15 protein-coding genes are annotated in these 15589 nt (G+C 51.4%); 1 reads left to right on the top strand and 14 read right to left on the bottom strand.

All coding sequences use genetic code 11. From position 1 onward, the window contains the following. Window positions 1-5 precede the first annotated feature (5 nt). The 6 genes from A8F97_RS08175 to potA all read right to left on the bottom strand — a co-directional run bounded on the left by A8F97_RS08175 (window position 6) and on the right by potA (window position 5616). On the bottom strand, window positions 6-872 hold the full coding sequence (locus A8F97_RS08175; RefSeq protein ID WP_014699787.1) for a helix-turn-helix transcriptional regulator: 867 nt from the start codon (window positions 870-872) through the stop codon (window positions 6-8). Between the two features lie 44 nt (window positions 873-916). Continuing rightward, a complete protein-coding gene (locus A8F97_RS08170; RefSeq protein WP_014699788.1) occupies window positions 917-1549 on the bottom strand; it encodes a YbhB/YbcL family Raf kinase inhibitor-like protein in 633 nt (210 codons plus the stop codon). A gap of 211 nt (window positions 1550-1760) precedes the next feature. Continuing rightward, window positions 1761-2804 carry a spermidine/putrescine ABC transporter substrate-binding protein PotD gene (gene potD / locus A8F97_RS08165; RefSeq protein ID WP_033071411.1) on the bottom strand — a complete coding sequence of 348 codons (1044 nt, stop codon included), beginning with the start codon at window positions 2802-2804 and terminating at the stop codon, window positions 1761-1763. A 79-nt stretch (window positions 2805-2883) separates the two neighbouring features. Further along, window positions 2884-3660, bottom strand: coding sequence for a spermidine/putrescine ABC transporter permease PotC (potC, locus tag A8F97_RS08160; protein WP_014699790.1), 777 nt, complete (start codon window positions 3658-3660; stop codon window positions 2884-2886). Beyond that, entirely contained in the window at window positions 3657-4517 is an 861-nt protein-coding gene (gene potB / locus A8F97_RS08155; RefSeq protein ID WP_014699791.1) for a spermidine/putrescine ABC transporter permease PotB, read from the bottom strand. The genes potC and potB overlap by 4 nt, the downstream gene beginning before the upstream one ends. Next, complete coding sequence (potA, locus tag A8F97_RS08150) at window positions 4501-5616, bottom strand: spermidine/putrescine ABC transporter ATP-binding protein PotA (RefSeq protein ID WP_014699792.1); 1116 nt, start codon at window positions 5614-5616, stop codon at window positions 4501-4503. Before potA ends, potB begins: the two co-directional genes overlap by 17 nt. Window positions 5617-5986: 370 nt before the next feature. On the opposite strand from potA, the gene pepT reads away from it, so the two are divergent. Further along, window positions 5987-7219, top strand: coding sequence for a peptidase T (pepT, locus tag A8F97_RS08145; protein WP_014699793.1), 1233 nt, complete (start codon window positions 5987-5989; stop codon window positions 7217-7219). 78 nt (window positions 7220-7297) lie between these two features. On the opposite strand, the gene A8F97_RS08140 is transcribed toward pepT, so the two are convergent. The 8 genes from A8F97_RS08140 to rluE form a co-directional block, all read right to left on the bottom strand. Further along, complete coding sequence (locus tag A8F97_RS08140; protein WP_014699794.1) at window positions 7298-8419, bottom strand: ribosomal protein uL16 3-hydroxylase; 1122 nt, start codon at window positions 8417-8419, stop codon at window positions 7298-7300. Between the two features lie 234 nt (window positions 8420-8653). Then, window positions 8654-10114: a two-component system sensor histidine kinase PhoQ gene (phoQ, locus tag A8F97_RS08135; protein ID WP_014699795.1), complete on the bottom strand. Its 1461-nt coding sequence runs from the start codon at window positions 10112-10114 to the stop codon at window positions 8654-8656. Next, complete coding sequence (gene phoP / locus A8F97_RS08130; RefSeq protein ID WP_014699796.1) at window positions 10111-10800, bottom strand: two-component system response regulator PhoP; 690 nt, start codon at window positions 10798-10800, stop codon at window positions 10111-10113. Before phoP ends, phoQ begins: the two co-directional genes overlap by 4 nt. A 233-nt stretch (window positions 10801-11033) precedes the next feature. Then, a complete protein-coding gene (purB, locus tag A8F97_RS08125; protein ID WP_014699797.1) occupies window positions 11034-12404 on the bottom strand; it encodes an adenylosuccinate lyase in 1371 nt (456 codons plus the stop codon). 132 nt (window positions 12405-12536) lie between these two features. After that, window positions 12537-13175 carry a high frequency lysogenization protein HflD gene (hflD, locus tag A8F97_RS08120; RefSeq protein WP_014699798.1) on the bottom strand — a complete coding sequence of 213 codons (639 nt, stop codon included), beginning with the start codon at window positions 13173-13175 and terminating at the stop codon, window positions 12537-12539. 2 nt (window positions 13176-13177) lie between these two features. Further along, entirely contained in the window at window positions 13178-14284 is a 1107-nt protein-coding gene (gene mnmA / locus A8F97_RS08115) for a tRNA 2-thiouridine(34) synthase MnmA (RefSeq protein WP_033071412.1), read from the bottom strand. A gap of 141 nt (window positions 14285-14425) precedes the next feature. Beyond that, window positions 14426-14872 (bottom strand): NUDIX hydrolase, encoded by a 447-nt coding sequence (locus tag A8F97_RS08110; RefSeq protein ID WP_005968924.1) that lies wholly within the window; start codon window positions 14870-14872, stop codon window positions 14426-14428. Next, window positions 14865-15491 carry a 23S rRNA pseudouridine(2457) synthase RluE gene (rluE, locus tag A8F97_RS08105; RefSeq protein ID WP_162939049.1) on the bottom strand — a complete coding sequence of 209 codons (627 nt, stop codon included), beginning with the start codon at window positions 15489-15491 and terminating at the stop codon, window positions 14865-14867. Before rluE ends, A8F97_RS08110 begins: the two co-directional genes overlap by 8 nt. Between the last annotated feature and the right edge of the window lie 98 nt (window positions 15492-15589).

Raw genomic sequence — 15589 nt, 5'->3', positions numbered from 1 at the left:
ATGGATTAACGAATCTTGGTTGGTGAACAGCCAAAACGGGTTTTAAACCGTTCGGAAAAGCGTGCAGAAGATTTATACCCGCAGGCTTCCGCCAGACGTTGCATACTCCATGACGTCGTCTGTACCAACATCATCGCGTGCTGCATTCGCGTTTCCAGCAACAGCACTTCAAAACGCGTCTGCTCGGCAGACAATCTGCGACGTAACGTGGCTTCGCTCATAGCCAGCAAACGCCCCGCAGACTGCGCGGTCCAGTGGCGTTCTGGCTCTTCGCTGATAAGCGCACGTAGTTGAGTGGAAACGCCGGGCTGTGGCGGTACGCCAAAGTGATAGCCTCGTTCCGACAGCACCAGCAGCATATCCATCAGTCGGAGTTCGAGACGCGATTCATTGAGCGTATTGCCCGTAATACCTTCAACCAGATGCTGTAATGTGCGGGTAAGATCGCCATCTAATGCGAGTGCAGTGAAGGGACGCAGACGATATACCTGCGTCAACTGTTCAGGATAGCGGAGATAAAAACGCGCTAGCAGCGTAGGTGAAAACGTCAGAAATATTGATCGGAACGCGGGGTCATGACCGCCAGGTGTTTTCGTCAGATCGGCACGGGCATCGGGCGTAATCAGGCAAAGCTGAGATGGTGTATCGACAACAGTCGTTTTGTCCTGTTCGAGGATAATCAGTTGACCAGAAAGAACCAGCAGAAGTGTAGCCTCGTAAAAATGGAAACGCGTCGTCTGCTGGGGTATGCGCAAGTGAGGTTGAGCTAATGAACACAGGCCATACCGCTGTAGCGGCTGGCCTGATGGCAATGTCCAGTCCGCCGCTTCAAGGAGAGGCGGAGAAACGGGGCGTAAAGCTGTCATACTCATCGCCAGCCATTCTTATAACGAGTCATTCTCATAACTTATTATTATCACAACAATGCTGGATTAAGCGTATACAGTCCGGTCAGTTTCGCCTCTGCCAATACGGGCGCGTTAGCCAACGCGGTATGGACATTCGCTCCGTTAATCTCACCTTCTATTGCTAAAGACGGAGTCGCGAGAGCGTAAAGTGTGAAGATATAGTGATGGACGATCGTATCGTTCCACGGTGGGCAAGGGCCATCATAGCCATAGTAGGTGCCTTTCATCTGCTCGTCGGTGGCGAACCAGGCAGTGTAGTCGTTGATGCCGTGTCGGAACCCTGCTGGTGCACTCGGGCCGGTTTTCCCGCGCGGAGTAATACTAGCGGAATGAGAAGCGGCGGCGATTTCGCTGATGCTGGCGGGAATATCCAGCAATAGCCAATGGTAGAAATCAACACGTGGCAGAGAGGCACTAACTTCGCGGCCTTCCTGATTTACATCGTCACCGCGGCTGGGTACATCCGGGTCGTGACAGATCAATACGAAAGACTGTGTTCCTTCGGGAGCGCCTTGCCAGGCAAGATGGGGATTGTGGTTAGAAGACAGTGCAATGTGGCTGTTTGCATCCGGTACAGCAAAGGCAAACTCGCCTGGGATAGTTTTGCCGTCCTGAAAACTGTGGCTGGAGAGTTGCAGCATGGTGGTGCTCCTTATCGTGATCCTGAAGGGTGTTGCATCATTATAGAAGAAGCCGTGTGCAATTATTTCCCTAATACCGTCAGGATAATGCTTTTAGCTGTCAATTTGATGGCTTGAGATAGCGATTACATCACCAGACGATATGAAAAAACGGCTTCCGATAAGGGAAGCCGTCGAAACGTAGTCGATGTGCATCGCGTAGTGTGCGTAATTAACGACCCGCTTTTAGCTGCTGGAAATAGGTTTCGTATAGCGTGCTGGCGCTGCCAACGTCGTTCTGCCATTCGCCTTTGGCGATGGTTTCATCGTCCGGGTACAGCGTTTTGTCCCCTGAAACCTCTGCCGGTAGTAATTTTTTCGCTGCCAGATTCGGTGTCGGATAGCCGATGGTTTCCGCAACCTGTGCTGCCACTTCTGGGCGTAGCAGGAAGTCGATCAACTTCATCGCGCCGTCAACGTTCTTGGCGTTGGCCGGAATGGCCAGGCTATCCATCCAGAAGATGCCGCCTTCTTTGGGCCAGATGACATCCAGCGGTGTTCCTGCCTGACGCGCCACGTAGGCAGAACCGTTCCACACCATGCCCAAATTGACTTCACCCTCGATGAACGGGTTCCCGGGGTTGTCCGAGTTGAACGTCAGCACGTTTGGCATCAGGGCTTGCAGTTCTTTATACGCCGTCTCAATCTCCTTCGGATCGGTAGTATTGGCGGAGTAACCCAGTTTACGCAGGGCGATCTGGAACACTTCACGCGCATCATCCGTCAGTAGCAGGCTGTCTTTATATTTTTTATCCCACAGATCGGCCCAACTGGTGACACTGGCGGGATCAATCACTTCATGATTAATACCAATCGCCGTTGCGCCCCAGATATAGGGAATAGAGTAGTCATTGTTTGGATCGAAGGACTTGTGCAGCAGGTTCGGATCGAGATTATGGAAATTGCTGAGCTTACTGGTATCAATCTTTTGCAGCATGCCTTCTTTACTCATCTTGGAGATGAAATAGGTCGATGGCACGACTAGATCGTAGGCGCCGTCCTTATAGGTTTTCAGCTTGGCATACATACTCTCATTCGATTCATAGGTGGAGTAAATCACCTTGATACCCGTTTCTTTGGTGAACTGTTCCAGCAGACCTGGCGGAACGTATTCGGTCCAGTTATAGAAATAGAGCGTTTTGCCGTCGTTGGCATTGGCGGTGTTGATGCCAAACGCGATCGCGCAGGCTGCCAGTAGGTGTGGCCACTTTTTCATTATGTTTACCTCCTTACGGATCCCAAAGGTTATATCAGCAGATATGAAAATAACGGTATTTATCGTACACGTCGCGGCCTTATTTTCCGGCGCGGTCACGTAAAATCAACTGGCTACTGAGTACCAGTACGAGCGATAGAATCAGCAGGATCGTTGCCAGCGCGTTGACTTCTGGGGATACGCCGACCTTCACCATCGAGTAAATTTTCAATGGCAGAATCTCATACGCTGGGCCGGTGACAAACGAGGAAACCACCACGTCATCCATCGACAGCGTAAAGCTGAGCAGCCAACTGGCCGCCACGGCCGGCATCGCCAGCGGCAGAATGATTTTGCGCAGGATAATCACTTCGCTGGCACCCAAATCGCGCGCGGCTTCCAGCATTCGCACGTCAAAACCTTTCAGACGCGAGTAGACGGTCACCACCACAAACGGCAGGCAGAACGTGATGTGGGAAAACAGCAGCGACCAAAATCCCAGCGATATACCCAGCAACATGAAGAGCACCAGCAGCGAAATTGCCATCACGATATCCGGCGACATCATCACCACGAACAGCATGCCGCCGACAAAAGGTTTGCCGCGAAAACGATAACGATACAGTGCGACGGCCGTCAGGGAACCGATCAGCGTGGCGAACGTCGCGGAAAACACCGCCATCGTCAGCGAGTGCTGTGCAGCCTGAAGGAGGCTGTCGTTGTTCATCAGCAGTCGATACCAGTCCAGCGTAAATCCCTGCCAGTTGATGCCGAAACGTGCCTGATTAAACGAATTTACAATCAGAATAATGATCGGAATGTACAGGTAAGCGTAAATGATGGACATAAATCCACCGCGGATTAAGCGTCCGGTCATTCCAGCTCTCCCTTTTTATTCAGCAAGCGGGCTGTGCGGTAGTAGATAAACAGCAGCACGCCCATGACCAGCGTCAGGCAGATGCTGGTGGCGGCACCAAACGGCCAATCGCGGATATTAAGGAACTGGCTTTTAATCACGTTACCGATCAGTAAGTTCTTGGCACCGCCCATCAGGTCGGCAACGAAAAACAATCCCATGGCGGGTAGCAGCACCAGCAAGCATCCGGCGATAATTCCCGGCATGGTTAACGGGATCACCACACGAATGAAGGTTTGCCATTTATTGGCACCCAGATCGCGGGCGGCTTCAAGATAGGCTTTATCGAGCTTTTCAATGCTGGAGTAGAGCGGTAGCACCATGAAAGGCAGCAGGATGTAAATCAGGCCGAGAATGACGGCTTCGGAAGTATACATAATCCGCAGCGGCGTGTCAATCAGGCCCGTCCAGAGCAGAAATTCATTCAGGTGTCCGCGCGTGCTGAGGAAAATTTTCAGCCCGTAAATGCGGATCAGTGAGTTGGTCCAAAACGGCACAATCAGCAGAAACAGCATCAGCGGCTGAATGTTTTTCGGTAAGCGCGCCAAAATAAAGGCAAACGGATAGCCTAAGAGCAGACAGCAGAACGTGGCGATGGCGGCCATGTTCAGCGAATGCAGCAGGACTGAAGCATAAAGCGGGTCGGCCAGCCGCGTGTAGTTTTCCAGCGTAAAGACCAGACTGATGAAATGGGCGTCATCGCGCGTCAGAAAACTGGTTCCGATGATCATCAGATTAGGCAAGAAAACAAACAGCACCAGCCAGGCAACAATGAGGGTAATAATGGTGTTTTGAAAACGTTTACGCGATTTCTTCATCGTGCAGGACAACCTCCCAGCTTTCCACCCAGGTGACGTCTACTTTCTGGTTGAGTGAATGGTCGACGTCAGGATCGTCTTCGTTAAAAAATTCGCTGACCATAACCATCTTGCCATTTTCCAACTCGATGTTGGATTCCAGCGTCATGCCTTTATAGTTGCGCTCGCGCACGTAGCCAACCATCCCTTCGGCCTGCATACCGTCGCCCAACTCCTCGACGCGTAAATCTTCCGGTCGCAACAGCACGTTGAGATGTTGGCCGACATTGACCGGAACGTTGACGGTGATAACGCATTCGTGGCCTTCGACCTGAGCGCGCACTCGTTGCCCGTCTAGCTGTTCCAGTGCGATCGCATCAAAGATATTGATTTCACCAATAAAACTGGCGACGAACAGATTTTTCGGCTCTTCATAGATTTCACGCGGTGTGCCATCTTGCTCGATACGCCCATCGCGCATTACTACGATGCGGTCGGACATCGTCAGTGCTTCTTCCTGATCGTGCGTGACGAAAATAAAGGTGATACCCAACTTACGTTGCAGCGCTTTCAGCTCGTTCTGCATCTGCTTGCGCAGCTTATAATCGAGTGCGGACAGGGATTCGTCCAGCAGCAGTACTTTCGGCTGGTTGACGACGGCGCGGGCGATAGCAACACGCTGTTGCTGACCACCGGACAATTGGTGCGGGCGACGCTGTGCTAACTCGTCCAGTTGCACCATTTTCAGGGCGTCAATCACGCGCGGGGTAATCTCCGCGGCGGGCGCTTTCTGCATGCGCAAGCCAAACGCCACGTTCTCAAACACGCTTAGGTGAGGAAACAGTGCATAGCTTTGAAATACGGTATTAACGTGTCGCTGTTCGGCGGGCTGATGGGTAATATCCTGCTTTTCCAGCATAACATTGCCGCTGTCGACCGTTTCCAGACCGGCAATCAGGCGTAGTACGGTGGTTTTACCACAGCCGGATGGCCCGAGGATTGTTAAGAACTCACCGTTATTAATGGTGAGATTGAAGTGTGAAATGATGTCTTTGCCATCAAAGCCTTTGTGGACGTTGATCAACTCAACGACGGGCACAGCCGGGAAGTTTTCTTTCATTAAGGTATAGCTCTATTTCCTGATTTGGTCGATCAACGGTATTTCCGTTGCGATCGCACCAAGGGTTATCACCTTTCAGACAGCGTGTGCAGTTAAGGGGGGCATTTTACGGGAAACGTTGCCTAACGCCAACTTGTGTGACCTCACTTCCTGTCGATTAGTCAGTGAATGGTGGCAATTCAGTCAATGGGCTGCCCGGTTGTTATGTGGTTGTTGCCTGTTTTAGGCGTTCTTCGTGACGTGGTCGCTGCTTTTTGGCCTGAATTATGCCCTGACGGCTTGTTAAATCGGGAAAAAACTGACCTGACGCAATATCTACCGTGGTAGCCCTATCCATAATGCCTTTCAGGGTTCAGGGGGCATAGATAAGATGGATAAACTACTCGACAGATTTTTGAACTACGTTTCATTTGATACACAGTCTAAATCCGGCGTTCGGCAGGTGCCGAGCACTGATGGTCAATTGAAACTGGCGCGTGCGTTACAGCAGGAACTGCTCGATCTGGGATTTGAACAGATCGCATTGAGCAAACAGGGTTGCCTAACGGCGACGCTTCCGGCGAACGTTGCCTGGTCAGTGCCGGCTATCGGCTTTATTTCACATATGGATACGTCACCGGATTTTAGCGGCAAAAATGTGAATCCGCAGATTTTGGAAAACTATCGCGGCGGCGACATTGCCTTGGGTATGGGGGATGAAGTGCTGTCACCGGTGATGTTCCCTGTGCTGCATCAGCTACTGGGACACACGCTGATTACGACAGATGGCAAAACGCTGCTGGGGGCGGATGATAAAGCGGGGATCGCGGAGATTATTACCGCGCTGGTGCGTCTGAGAAAAAACCAACTGCCGCACGGCGATATTCGTATTGCCTTTACGCCCGATGAAGAAATTGGTAAGGGCGCGCAGTTTTTTGATGTCAAAGCGTTTAATGCGCAGTGGGCCTATACCGTGGACGGCGGTGGTGTCGGCGAACTGGAGTATGAGAATTTTAATGCCGCGTCGGTTCAAGTGAAAATCGTGGGCAACAATGTGCATCCCGGTAGTGCGAAGGGTGTGATGGTCAATGCGCTAACGCTGGCCTCTCGCTATCATCAGTATGTGCCAGCGAATGAATCGCCGGAGCAGACGGACGGCTATCAAGGGTTCTACCACCTTCACAGCATGAAAGGTTCTGTGGAGCGGGCAGATCTGCACTACATCGTCAGGGATTTTGACCACAACGGCTTTGAACGGCGCAAGCAGGTGATGCTGGATATTGCGGAAAAGGTCGGCGTGGGGCTGCATCCGGATTGCTATATCGAAGTCACGATTACTGATACTTATTACAATATGCGTGAGCAGGTTGAGCAGCACCCGCACATTATCGCGTTGGCACAACAGGCGATGCGGGATTGCGATATTGAACCGAATATGAAGCCGATTCGTGGTGGTACTGACGGCGCACACCTGTCATTCCTGGGGTTACCGTGCCCGAATTTGTTTACCGGCGGCTACAACTATCATGGCAAACATGAATTTGTCACGCTGGAAGGCATGGAAAAGGCCGTGTCTGTGATTATGCGCATTGCCGAGCTGACGGCGCTGCGTGCAAAACCGTAAGTGTACCCATTTTGCAGAGGCAAATAAGGCGGGAAATTCCCGCCTTATCTTTGTGCTAATGATTATCTTCGCTTGGTCTTAATCCGCGAAATACCAGTAACCGTTGTTAATCAGCACGGTTAGCTGTGCGAGGAAAGAGGGATCGTCCAGCGAATCGCCCAGTTGTTCCGCATCAATAGTCGTGTGCTCAGCCAACGCAAACAGCGCTGCCTTGTGCGTACAGTTCACTTTCTCCCCGTTAACGAAGCAGCCATCTCCAACACAAATGACCCGCAAGCCGCCTAAACGACGCAGCGGCTCACCTTGTTGCAGGTATTCATACACTTCACCGGCCTGATAAGGCGGTTCCGGCGGTGAGAGGTCAAGCTCATGACGAGACTGGGAAATAAATTCACCAAACCAGTTCTGGAAATGTTCTGGCTGTTGCACCAGTTCTAGCATCATTTTTTGCAACGCATCCAGCTCTTGCGGCAGTACGCTGGCGATATGTTCACGGGATGGGATCTCAGGGTCGCTGTAGCGATAGCTGCCGAGTTCGCGCGAAAGCACATAGTCGGCAAAGCCGCTGACCAGTTCGCGAGCGTTTGGTGCGCGGAAGCCGACCGAATAATTCAGTGAATTCTCCAGCGAATAGCCTTCATGTGGGAAGCCTGGTGGGATGTACACGATATCACCCGGTTCCAGCTCTGCATCAATAATGGCTTCAAACGGATCGACCTGGAGCAGGTCTGGATGCGGGCAGTGCTGCTTCATCGGTATTTTCTCACCAATGCGCCAGCGGCGGCGGCCTGTACCCTGAATGATGAAAACATCATACTGATCCAGATGTGGTCCTACGCCACCACCGGGAACGGAGAATGAAATCATCAAATCATCAGTACGCCAATCCGGTAGCTGTCGGAATGGCTGCATCAGGGCGGAAGAAGGTTCATGCCAATGATCGACAGCCTGCACCAACAGTGACCAGTTGCTTTCCCCCAGATGGTCGTAGCTCTCGAAAGGACCGTGGCTCACCTGCCAGCGTCCGTTCTGATGGCTGACGAGACGACTATCTACTTCATTTTCCAACGCCAGACCCGCGAGTTCGTCAGGTGAGATCGGGTCGATAAAATTAGTGAAACCACCTTTAATCAGGAGCGGCCGCTTTTGCCAGTAGTTCGCTAAAAAATCCTGCCAGTCGAGATTGAGCTGATAGTCCATACCGTTTTCCAGAAACTTGTTTTTGAGGAAATGACTGTTCTTGAAGACATGATTTTTCTTGAAATAATCAGTATTTTAAGACAATCCGTATTTTGGCAATAAACACATACTCTAAATAATTCGAGTGTCATGCAGCCGCCCCCACGGGGCGAGGTCCGCGCATGTGGCCGAGTAGCGTAGCCAACGTACATGCGACTTGAAGTATGACGAGTATAGCGGACGCTGTACCGCGTTTCACCCCTCATTCTGGCTGAGGTTCTGGCGGGAGAAAATGGCTTCGACTCGGGCACCACCCAGTGCGCTGTCGCTGATGCGGATCTCCCCCTGATACTGTTCGATAATTTCAACCGCGACGGCGAGGCCAATGCCTTGGCCTGGGCGCATGCGGTCGGCGCGCTGCCCACGCTGGAAAATAACCTCACGCTTGCTTTCGAGAATGCCGGGCCCGTCATCATCGATAATCAGATGTAGCTTGTGATCGGAGTATTGCACGCTAATTTCGACAAATTCCAGGCAGTATTTACAGGCGTTATCAAGGATGTTACCCATGACTTCCATGAAATCATTCTTTTCTCCCACGAAGGTTAGTTCGGGCGGAATATCGAGCGTCAACACCACCCCCTTGCGCTGATACACTTTATTCAATGCGGAGCACAGGCCATCCAGCACTGCCGGAACCGAGTGCACTTCGCGTATCAGTAAGTTATGTTCGGCGCGCACGCTAGCGCGATGCAGGTAATAACCAATTTGCTGTGAGATGCGACTGATCTGCGCCAGCATAATGGGCTCAGCCTGTTCGATAGTGATCTCTTTGCCTGTGCGCAGTGCGCGTAACGTGGTCTGTAAGACCGCCAGCGGCGTTTTCAGGCTGTGAGTGAGATCGGTGAGCGTCGTGCGGTACTTATGGTAGCGCTGGCGTTCGTTGTTTAGCAGGATATTCAGGTTTTTCACCAGGCTGAATAATTCGCGTGGCGGATTTTCATCCAATTGCTCTCGCGAGCCTTTTTCCAGTTCAGCGATCTGTTTTACCAAGTGCTGAATAGGGCGCAAACTCCAGTGAGCGCCAAGCCAAAGCAGAGGAAGTACCAGCAGGAGATTAGCGATAAAAACATAGCTGAACCACTCCCACACCACGTCTTCTTGTTGCAGTTCCTGTGGAATACGATCGACCACCACAATCGTGATAGAGGGGAGATGCTCGGTTCTCGGGTAAACGTTCACGGCGATAGAGTGCGTTAACGCGTTATTTTGCGTGCCATTCAGCGCTCGCAAGCTGCTCAACAGTAAGGTATTGCCCGTTAATACCGCGCTGCTGGTATCGGAGTCGGTATCCAGTTCATGATAGGCCGTCTTGTTCAGCCATTCTGGCTTTATCAGCGCTTCCAGTTCGGGAACGTGCTTTTCACGCCAGAGCATGTTGCCCTGCTCATCGTATATCAACACCAGCGTGGGGAAGTTGATGTCAACATCGGGTGGGGTAACGATATTCAGTTGGTTATCGCGCCACTGTGCGAGACTGTAGTAGAGGTTGCTCTCGCCACGTAACAGGCGGAATGAGGTTTTATCAAAGTTGACGCTGTAACCGATAATGGCGACGGTGCCATAAGCCAGCGACAACGCTAACACAATAGCGGCTGTCGCCAGTAAAAAACGAATGCGAAGTGAGAAAGGCTGCTTTTTATCGTTATCACTCATACCGAGCCTGAGGGTGTATCAATATCAAAACGATATCCTTGCCCACGCACGGTAGTGATCACATCCGGTGCGTCGGCCTGCTGAATTTTCTTGCGTAATCGGCCCATCAACACATCGATGGTATGACTTTCCCGCAACTCCGCATCTGGATACAGTTGTAGCATCAGGGAGTCTTTGCTGACGACTTTACCTGTGTTGCGAATCAACGTCTCGATAATGGTGTATTCAAACGCGGTTAACTTGATGGGGGTGCTGTGGATCACCAATTCGCGCCGCGACAAATCAACCTCAAAGGGCGGTAGGCTGATGATTTGTGATGCCAACCCGCTGTTGCGTCGCATCAGCGCCTGCAGACGTGCCACGACTTCTTCCATATGGAAGGGTTTCGTTACGTAGTCATCCGCACCGGCTTCCAGCACGGCAACTTTGTCTTGCCAACCTTCACGCGCAGTCAGTACCAGAATAGGCAGCTTGGCCTGATTGGCACGCCAGCGACGGATCATGCTCATCCCATCTTCATCGGGCAGTCCGAGGTCGACAATCGCAATGTCCGGCATGTTTTCATGCAAAAAATAATCCGCTTCTTTAGCGTCAGACGCGGCGTCAACCTGATGCCCCATTTCGTTCATCTGAACGGTTAAATGATGGAGTAGTAATACATTATCTTCAACGACCAGAATCCGCATCGTTATATCCTCTGTCGAATAGACATGGTGATTGCAACGAACTTATGCACCATGTCTTTCACGTATTTCGCCTCCGCGTATCATAATTGTACACGGGGCAAATAGTTTATTTTATTTGCTAAATTATCCACAGAGAGGGTAAACCGGGTATAAACAGGCTGGAAATGGTTGGTCTTAAGGGGAACTGGCGGGCAGGGTGCCCGCCAGAGAGTACGAAATTGGCTTGAAAACGCTTATTTCAGATCGTCGACCATCGCGATGGCACGACCGATATAGTTGGCTGGCGTCATCGCCTTCAGACGCGTTTTTTCCGCTTCCGGTAATTCCAAACCATCGATGAATGCCTGAATACCGGCAGCATCAATGCGTTTGCCACGAGTCAGTTCCTTCAATTTCTCATATGGTTTTTCAATCCCGTAGCGACGCATCACAGTCTGGATAGGTTCTGCCAACACTTCCCAGTTGTGATCCAGTTCGTCAGCCAGACGATCGCGATTCACTTCCAGTTTGCTGATGCCCTTCATCGTGGCTTGATACGCAATCAGCGCATAACCCACGCCCACGCCCAGATTACGCAGCACGGTAGAGTCGGTGAGGTCACGCTGCCAGCGGGAAACCGGCAGTTTGCTGGCCAGATGGGTCAGCACGGCGTTTGCCAGCCCCAGGTTGCCTTCCGAGTTTTCGAAGTCAATCGGGTTAACTTTATGCGGCATGGTGGAGGAACCGATTTCGCCCGCAATAGTTTTCTGTTTGAAGTGATTCAGTGCGATGTAGCCCCAAATATCACGATCAAAGTCGATCAAAATCGTATTGAAACGCGCGATGCAGTCGAACAGTTCGGCGATGTAATCATGCGGTTCGATCTGCGTGGTGTACGGGTTCCAGTTGATGCCCAGCGACGTGACAAAGCTTTCGCTGAACTGGTGCCAGTCGATTTCCGGGTAGGCGGCCAGATGGGCATTATAGTTACCGACGGCACCATTAATTTTTCCCAGAACCTCAACCTGTTGCAGTTGCCGATATTGGCGCTCCATGCGGTAAGCGACGTTAGCAAACTCTTTACCGATGGTGGAAGGTGTGGCTGGCTGACCGTGAGTACGGGAAAGCAGCGGAATATCGCGGTATTCCTGCGCCAGTGTTTTCAGCGCATCAATAATTTGACGCCAGTGCGGCAGAATGACATCGCGGCGAGCCGTATCCAGCATCAGCGCATGAGACAGATTGTTAATATCTTCTGAAGTACAGGCGAAGTGGATGAATTCGTTAACGGCATGCAGTGCCGGAATTGCGGCAACTTTTTCTTTCAGGAAGTACTCAACGGCTTTCACATCGTGGTTGGTGGTACGCTCGATAGTTTTAATTCGCGCGGCATCTTCTTCGCTGAATTCGGCGACAATTTTATCAAGGAAAGCGTTTGCGTCCGCGTCAAATGCAGGAACTTCCTGGATCTCTGCACAGGCCGCCAGTTTTTGCAGCCAACGTACTTCAACCTGCACACGGAATTTCAGCAAACCGAATTCGCTGAAAATGGTGCGCAACGTGCTGACTTTATCGCCGTAGCGTCCATCAATAGGGGAAACGGCGGTCAGTGAGGATAATTCCATCGCAAGCAACTCCTGAGATTGGTTTCAATAACAATTAATTTCGACAAGTACGATTAATTTCAATAACAACGATCGATTTTCGCGACGCTGGCGTGAGTCACACCAGCGTTAGCCATAGCGGCAAGAATACCATTAAACGGATGTGCAACGTGCCAATATCTGTTTTGCTTCTTTGACCAATTGACTGCGTGAAAACATCAACTGTAAGCGTCCGCCGCCAATCTGTTGCCAAAGCACGACAGAACGGATACCAGCCAATAGTGCGGCACGCACTTTAGCCTGCACCTGGCTGTTTTGTAGCACCTCCGGTGAGCCGGTAACCTGGATACGTGGCCCCAGCGTACTGATGACATCCACGTAAATCGCAGCCAGTGCGCTAACGATTGTCTCGGAAAGCAGCTCGAAATGTTCTAGCTGCCGCTCCAACTGGCCGATACGTTTGCCCAATTCGTCCAGCGAGGCAGATTTTGCATTTAGCTTACGTTCTAACGCAATCAGGCTGAATGCATAGCGTGATAATTCTGCCCCCGCGCCTTTATTGCTGCTGGTGTTCAAAATGCCTAACAGCGTTTCCAGCCCAACTTTCAGGTTTTGCTCATCATTGCCATAAACGGCAAGCGTGGACGCCGGATTGAGATTTAACACGCTGTTCAGTGAGGTATGCAGAACATCGTTATCACAGTTACCCGTATGGGCCAACTGTTGGACTACATGCGCCGATTGGCAAACGCCGGCTAACGCCAGCGTGATTTCATAATAATTCTTAGCCACGGTTACTCCTGTAAGCGTTCTTCGATGATACCGCCACCAAGGCACACGTCGTCCAGATAAAAGACGGCAGATTGGCCAGGTGTCACGGCAGCGACGGGCTCATCAAAACGTACGGTAATGCGATCGTCGCCGAGCGGCGTGACGGTGCAGGGGATATCCGCCTGACGGTAACGCGTTTTTACTGTACAGCGTAGTTCAGCGGTGAGTGGCTGGCGATCGACCCAGTGCAGTTGCTGTGCGATTAAACCATACGACATCAGGCGAGGGTGCTCATGACCCTGTGCGACATACAGAATATTGTTGGCGACATCTTTATCCACCACGTACCAAGGGTCTTCGCCACCGTCTTTGACACCGCCGATGCCTAACCCTTTGCGTTGTCCCAGTGTGTGGTACATCAGCCCCTGATGTTGTCCCATCGGTTTGTTATCGTCGACAGACAGAATCGGGCCTGGTTGCGCAGGCAGATAGCGTGCCAGGAAATCGGTAAATTTACGCTCGCCAATGAAGCAAATACCGGTAGAGTCTTTCTTTTTCGCGGTTGCCAGCTCAAGTTCTTCGGCGATTTTGCGAACCTGTGGTTTTTCCAGCTCACCGACCGGGAACAGGCTCTGTGCGATCTGTTCGTGGCCGAGCGTATAAAGAAAATAGCTCTGGTCTTTATTACCGTCCATTCCTCGTAGCAAACGGCTCTTCCCGTCAACGTCGTGACGGCGGACATAATGGCCTGTCGCGATATAATCCGCGCCGAGATCCTCGGCGGCGAATTCCAGAAAGGCTTTAAATTTGATCTCTTTGTTACAGAGGATATCGGGATTGGGGGTGCGACCCGCTTTATATTCTTCAAGGAAGAGTTCAAAGACGTTGTCCCAATACTCAGCGGCAAAATTGACGGTGTGTAATTCGATGCCCAGCTTGTCGCAAACGGCCTGCGCATCGGTAAGATCTGTGGCTGCTGAGCAATATTCGGTGTCGTCGTCCTCTTCCCAGTTCTTCATGAACAGGCCTTCAACATGATAGCCCTGTTGTTGCAACAGGTAAGCGGAAACGGAGGAATCAACACCGCCGGACATACCGACAATCACTTTTTTCTGGCTGTTATCTGACATGGGAGTCTCACGAACTGAATTTACTGACGCATTGATGCGAAAAACAAGCGGCGTATTTTAGCATGTTGAACCGAGGGCTGCATCGCTATTCCTGCCGCGTGCTGGTCAAGCCATTTACGGCAGGTCTAAAAGGGTCGATGTTTAAAAAGGCCAGTTGAATGCACCCAATAAGGCTAGTGGGTAGCGCTCTGGCTGCTGATAGCAGCGAATACTTTCAGCCACCAGCGGTGAACGAAGCTGGCGAGAATGCAAAATTTCCTCGGCGGTCACCCAGCGGCAGCATTCGATATCGCTGTCGTGTGGCTGGGTGTCGACTCGCGTAGGCAGGTCGAGCGCGAAGCAAAAGCGTAAAAAAGGTGTGCTGTCGGGAGCGATCCATTGATGGAGACGCAAGAAACTTTGCGGTGTGGCCTGAATGCCGGTTTCTTCCCACAGCTCGCGACTCGCCGCCTGAATCAGCGTTTCGTCGGCTTCCAAATGGCCCGCGGGTTGGTTCCACAATAATTTGTCGTTAATTAACTCTTCGACGACCAGAAAATGGTTTTCGGCCTGCACGACGCAGGCAACCGTGACATGGGGTTTAAACATCCGTTATCTCCTTCCATTCTCCAGGTAACAGGTTTTCTACGGTTTGATTGGCCATGCCGTATCGAATCAGGCGCAAAGTAGGATACCCGATATTTGCCGTCATACGACGAACTTGCCGATTCCGACCTTCATACAGCGTAATTTTCAGCCAGCAGTCAGGAATACTTTTACGCTCGCGTATTGGTGGATTGCGCGGCCATAACCAGTCAGGTTCTGGAACGATCTCCGCGCCTGCGGGCAGCGTTTTACCGTCATTCAGTTCCAGCCCCGTGCGAAAGTGCGTCAGTGCGGCCTCATCAGGAATACCTTCCACCTGAACATAGTAGATTTTGGCCGTTTTTTCCGTCGGTTGAGTTAACCGAGCCTGAAGCTTACCGTCATTGGTGAGAATCATCAGACCTTCGCTGTCGCGGTCCAGACGTCCGGCGGCGTAAATACCGCTAATCGGAATGTAATCTTTCAGCGTCCGGCGTCCGGCTTCATCAGTGAATTGCGGCAAGACATCGAAGGGCTTATTGAACAAAACAATCCGGCGCGGCGCATTGTCAGGCTGCCTTTTTCCTGCTGGCTGTGAGCTGAATCGTTTAACTTTGTGATTTTTAACAGGGAATTTATTCATCATCTTTATAGTCGCCGGTAACAAAAGCATTATACTCGAAATGGTTTGCGATTGGCGCGGGCTAAATATTCAAGTAGTATTGACACGCATCTTACAAG

This window comes from Pectobacterium parmentieri (assembly GCF_001742145.1).
GTDB classification, from domain to species: domain Bacteria; phylum Pseudomonadota; class Gammaproteobacteria; order Enterobacterales; family Enterobacteriaceae; genus Pectobacterium; species Pectobacterium parmentieri.
Note: the sequence above shows the minus strand (reverse complement) of the source record. Positions and strands in the feature narration are given on the sequence as shown.

Coding starts and splice junctions, on each gene's coding strand:
- A8F97_RS08175 (WP_014699787.1), bottom strand. CDS start 872: ATGAGTATGACAGCTTTACGCCCCGTTTCTCCGCCTCTCCTTGAAGCG.
- A8F97_RS08170 (WP_014699788.1), bottom strand. CDS start 1,549: ATGCTGCAACTCTCCAGCCACAGTTTTCAGGACGGCAAAACTATCCCA.
- potD (WP_033071411.1), bottom strand. CDS start 2,804: ATGAAAAAGTGGCCACACCTACTGGCAGCCTGCGCGATCGCGTTTGGC.
- potC (WP_014699790.1), bottom strand. CDS start 3,660: ATGACCGGACGCTTAATCCGCGGTGGATTTATGTCCATCATTTACGCT.
- potB (WP_014699791.1), bottom strand. CDS start 4,517: ATGAAGAAATCGCGTAAACGTTTTCAAAACACCATTATTACCCTCATT.
- potA (WP_014699792.1), bottom strand. CDS start 5,616: ATGAAAGAAAACTTCCCGGCTGTGCCCGTCGTTGAGTTGATCAACGTC.
- pepT (WP_014699793.1), top strand. CDS start 5,987: ATGGATAAACTACTCGACAGATTTTTGAACTACGTTTCATTTGATACA.
- A8F97_RS08140 (WP_014699794.1), bottom strand. CDS start 8,419: ATGGACTATCAGCTCAATCTCGACTGGCAGGATTTTTTAGCGAACTAC.
- phoQ (WP_014699795.1), bottom strand. CDS start 10,114: ATGAGTGATAACGATAAAAAGCAGCCTTTCTCACTTCGCATTCGTTTT.
- phoP (WP_014699796.1), bottom strand. CDS start 10,800: ATGCGGATTCTGGTCGTTGAAGATAATGTATTACTACTCCATCATTTA.
- purB (WP_014699797.1), bottom strand. CDS start 12,404: ATGGAATTATCCTCACTGACCGCCGTTTCCCCTATTGATGGACGCTAC.
- mnmA (WP_033071412.1), bottom strand. CDS start 14,284: ATGTCAGATAACAGCCAGAAAAAAGTGATTGTCGGTATGTCCGGCGGT.
- A8F97_RS08110 (WP_005968924.1), bottom strand. CDS start 14,872: ATGTTTAAACCCCATGTCACGGTTGCCTGCGTCGTGCAGGCCGAAAAC.
- rluE (WP_162939049.1), bottom strand. CDS start 15,491: ATGAATAAATTCCCTGTTAAAAATCACAAAGTTAAACGATTCAGCTCA.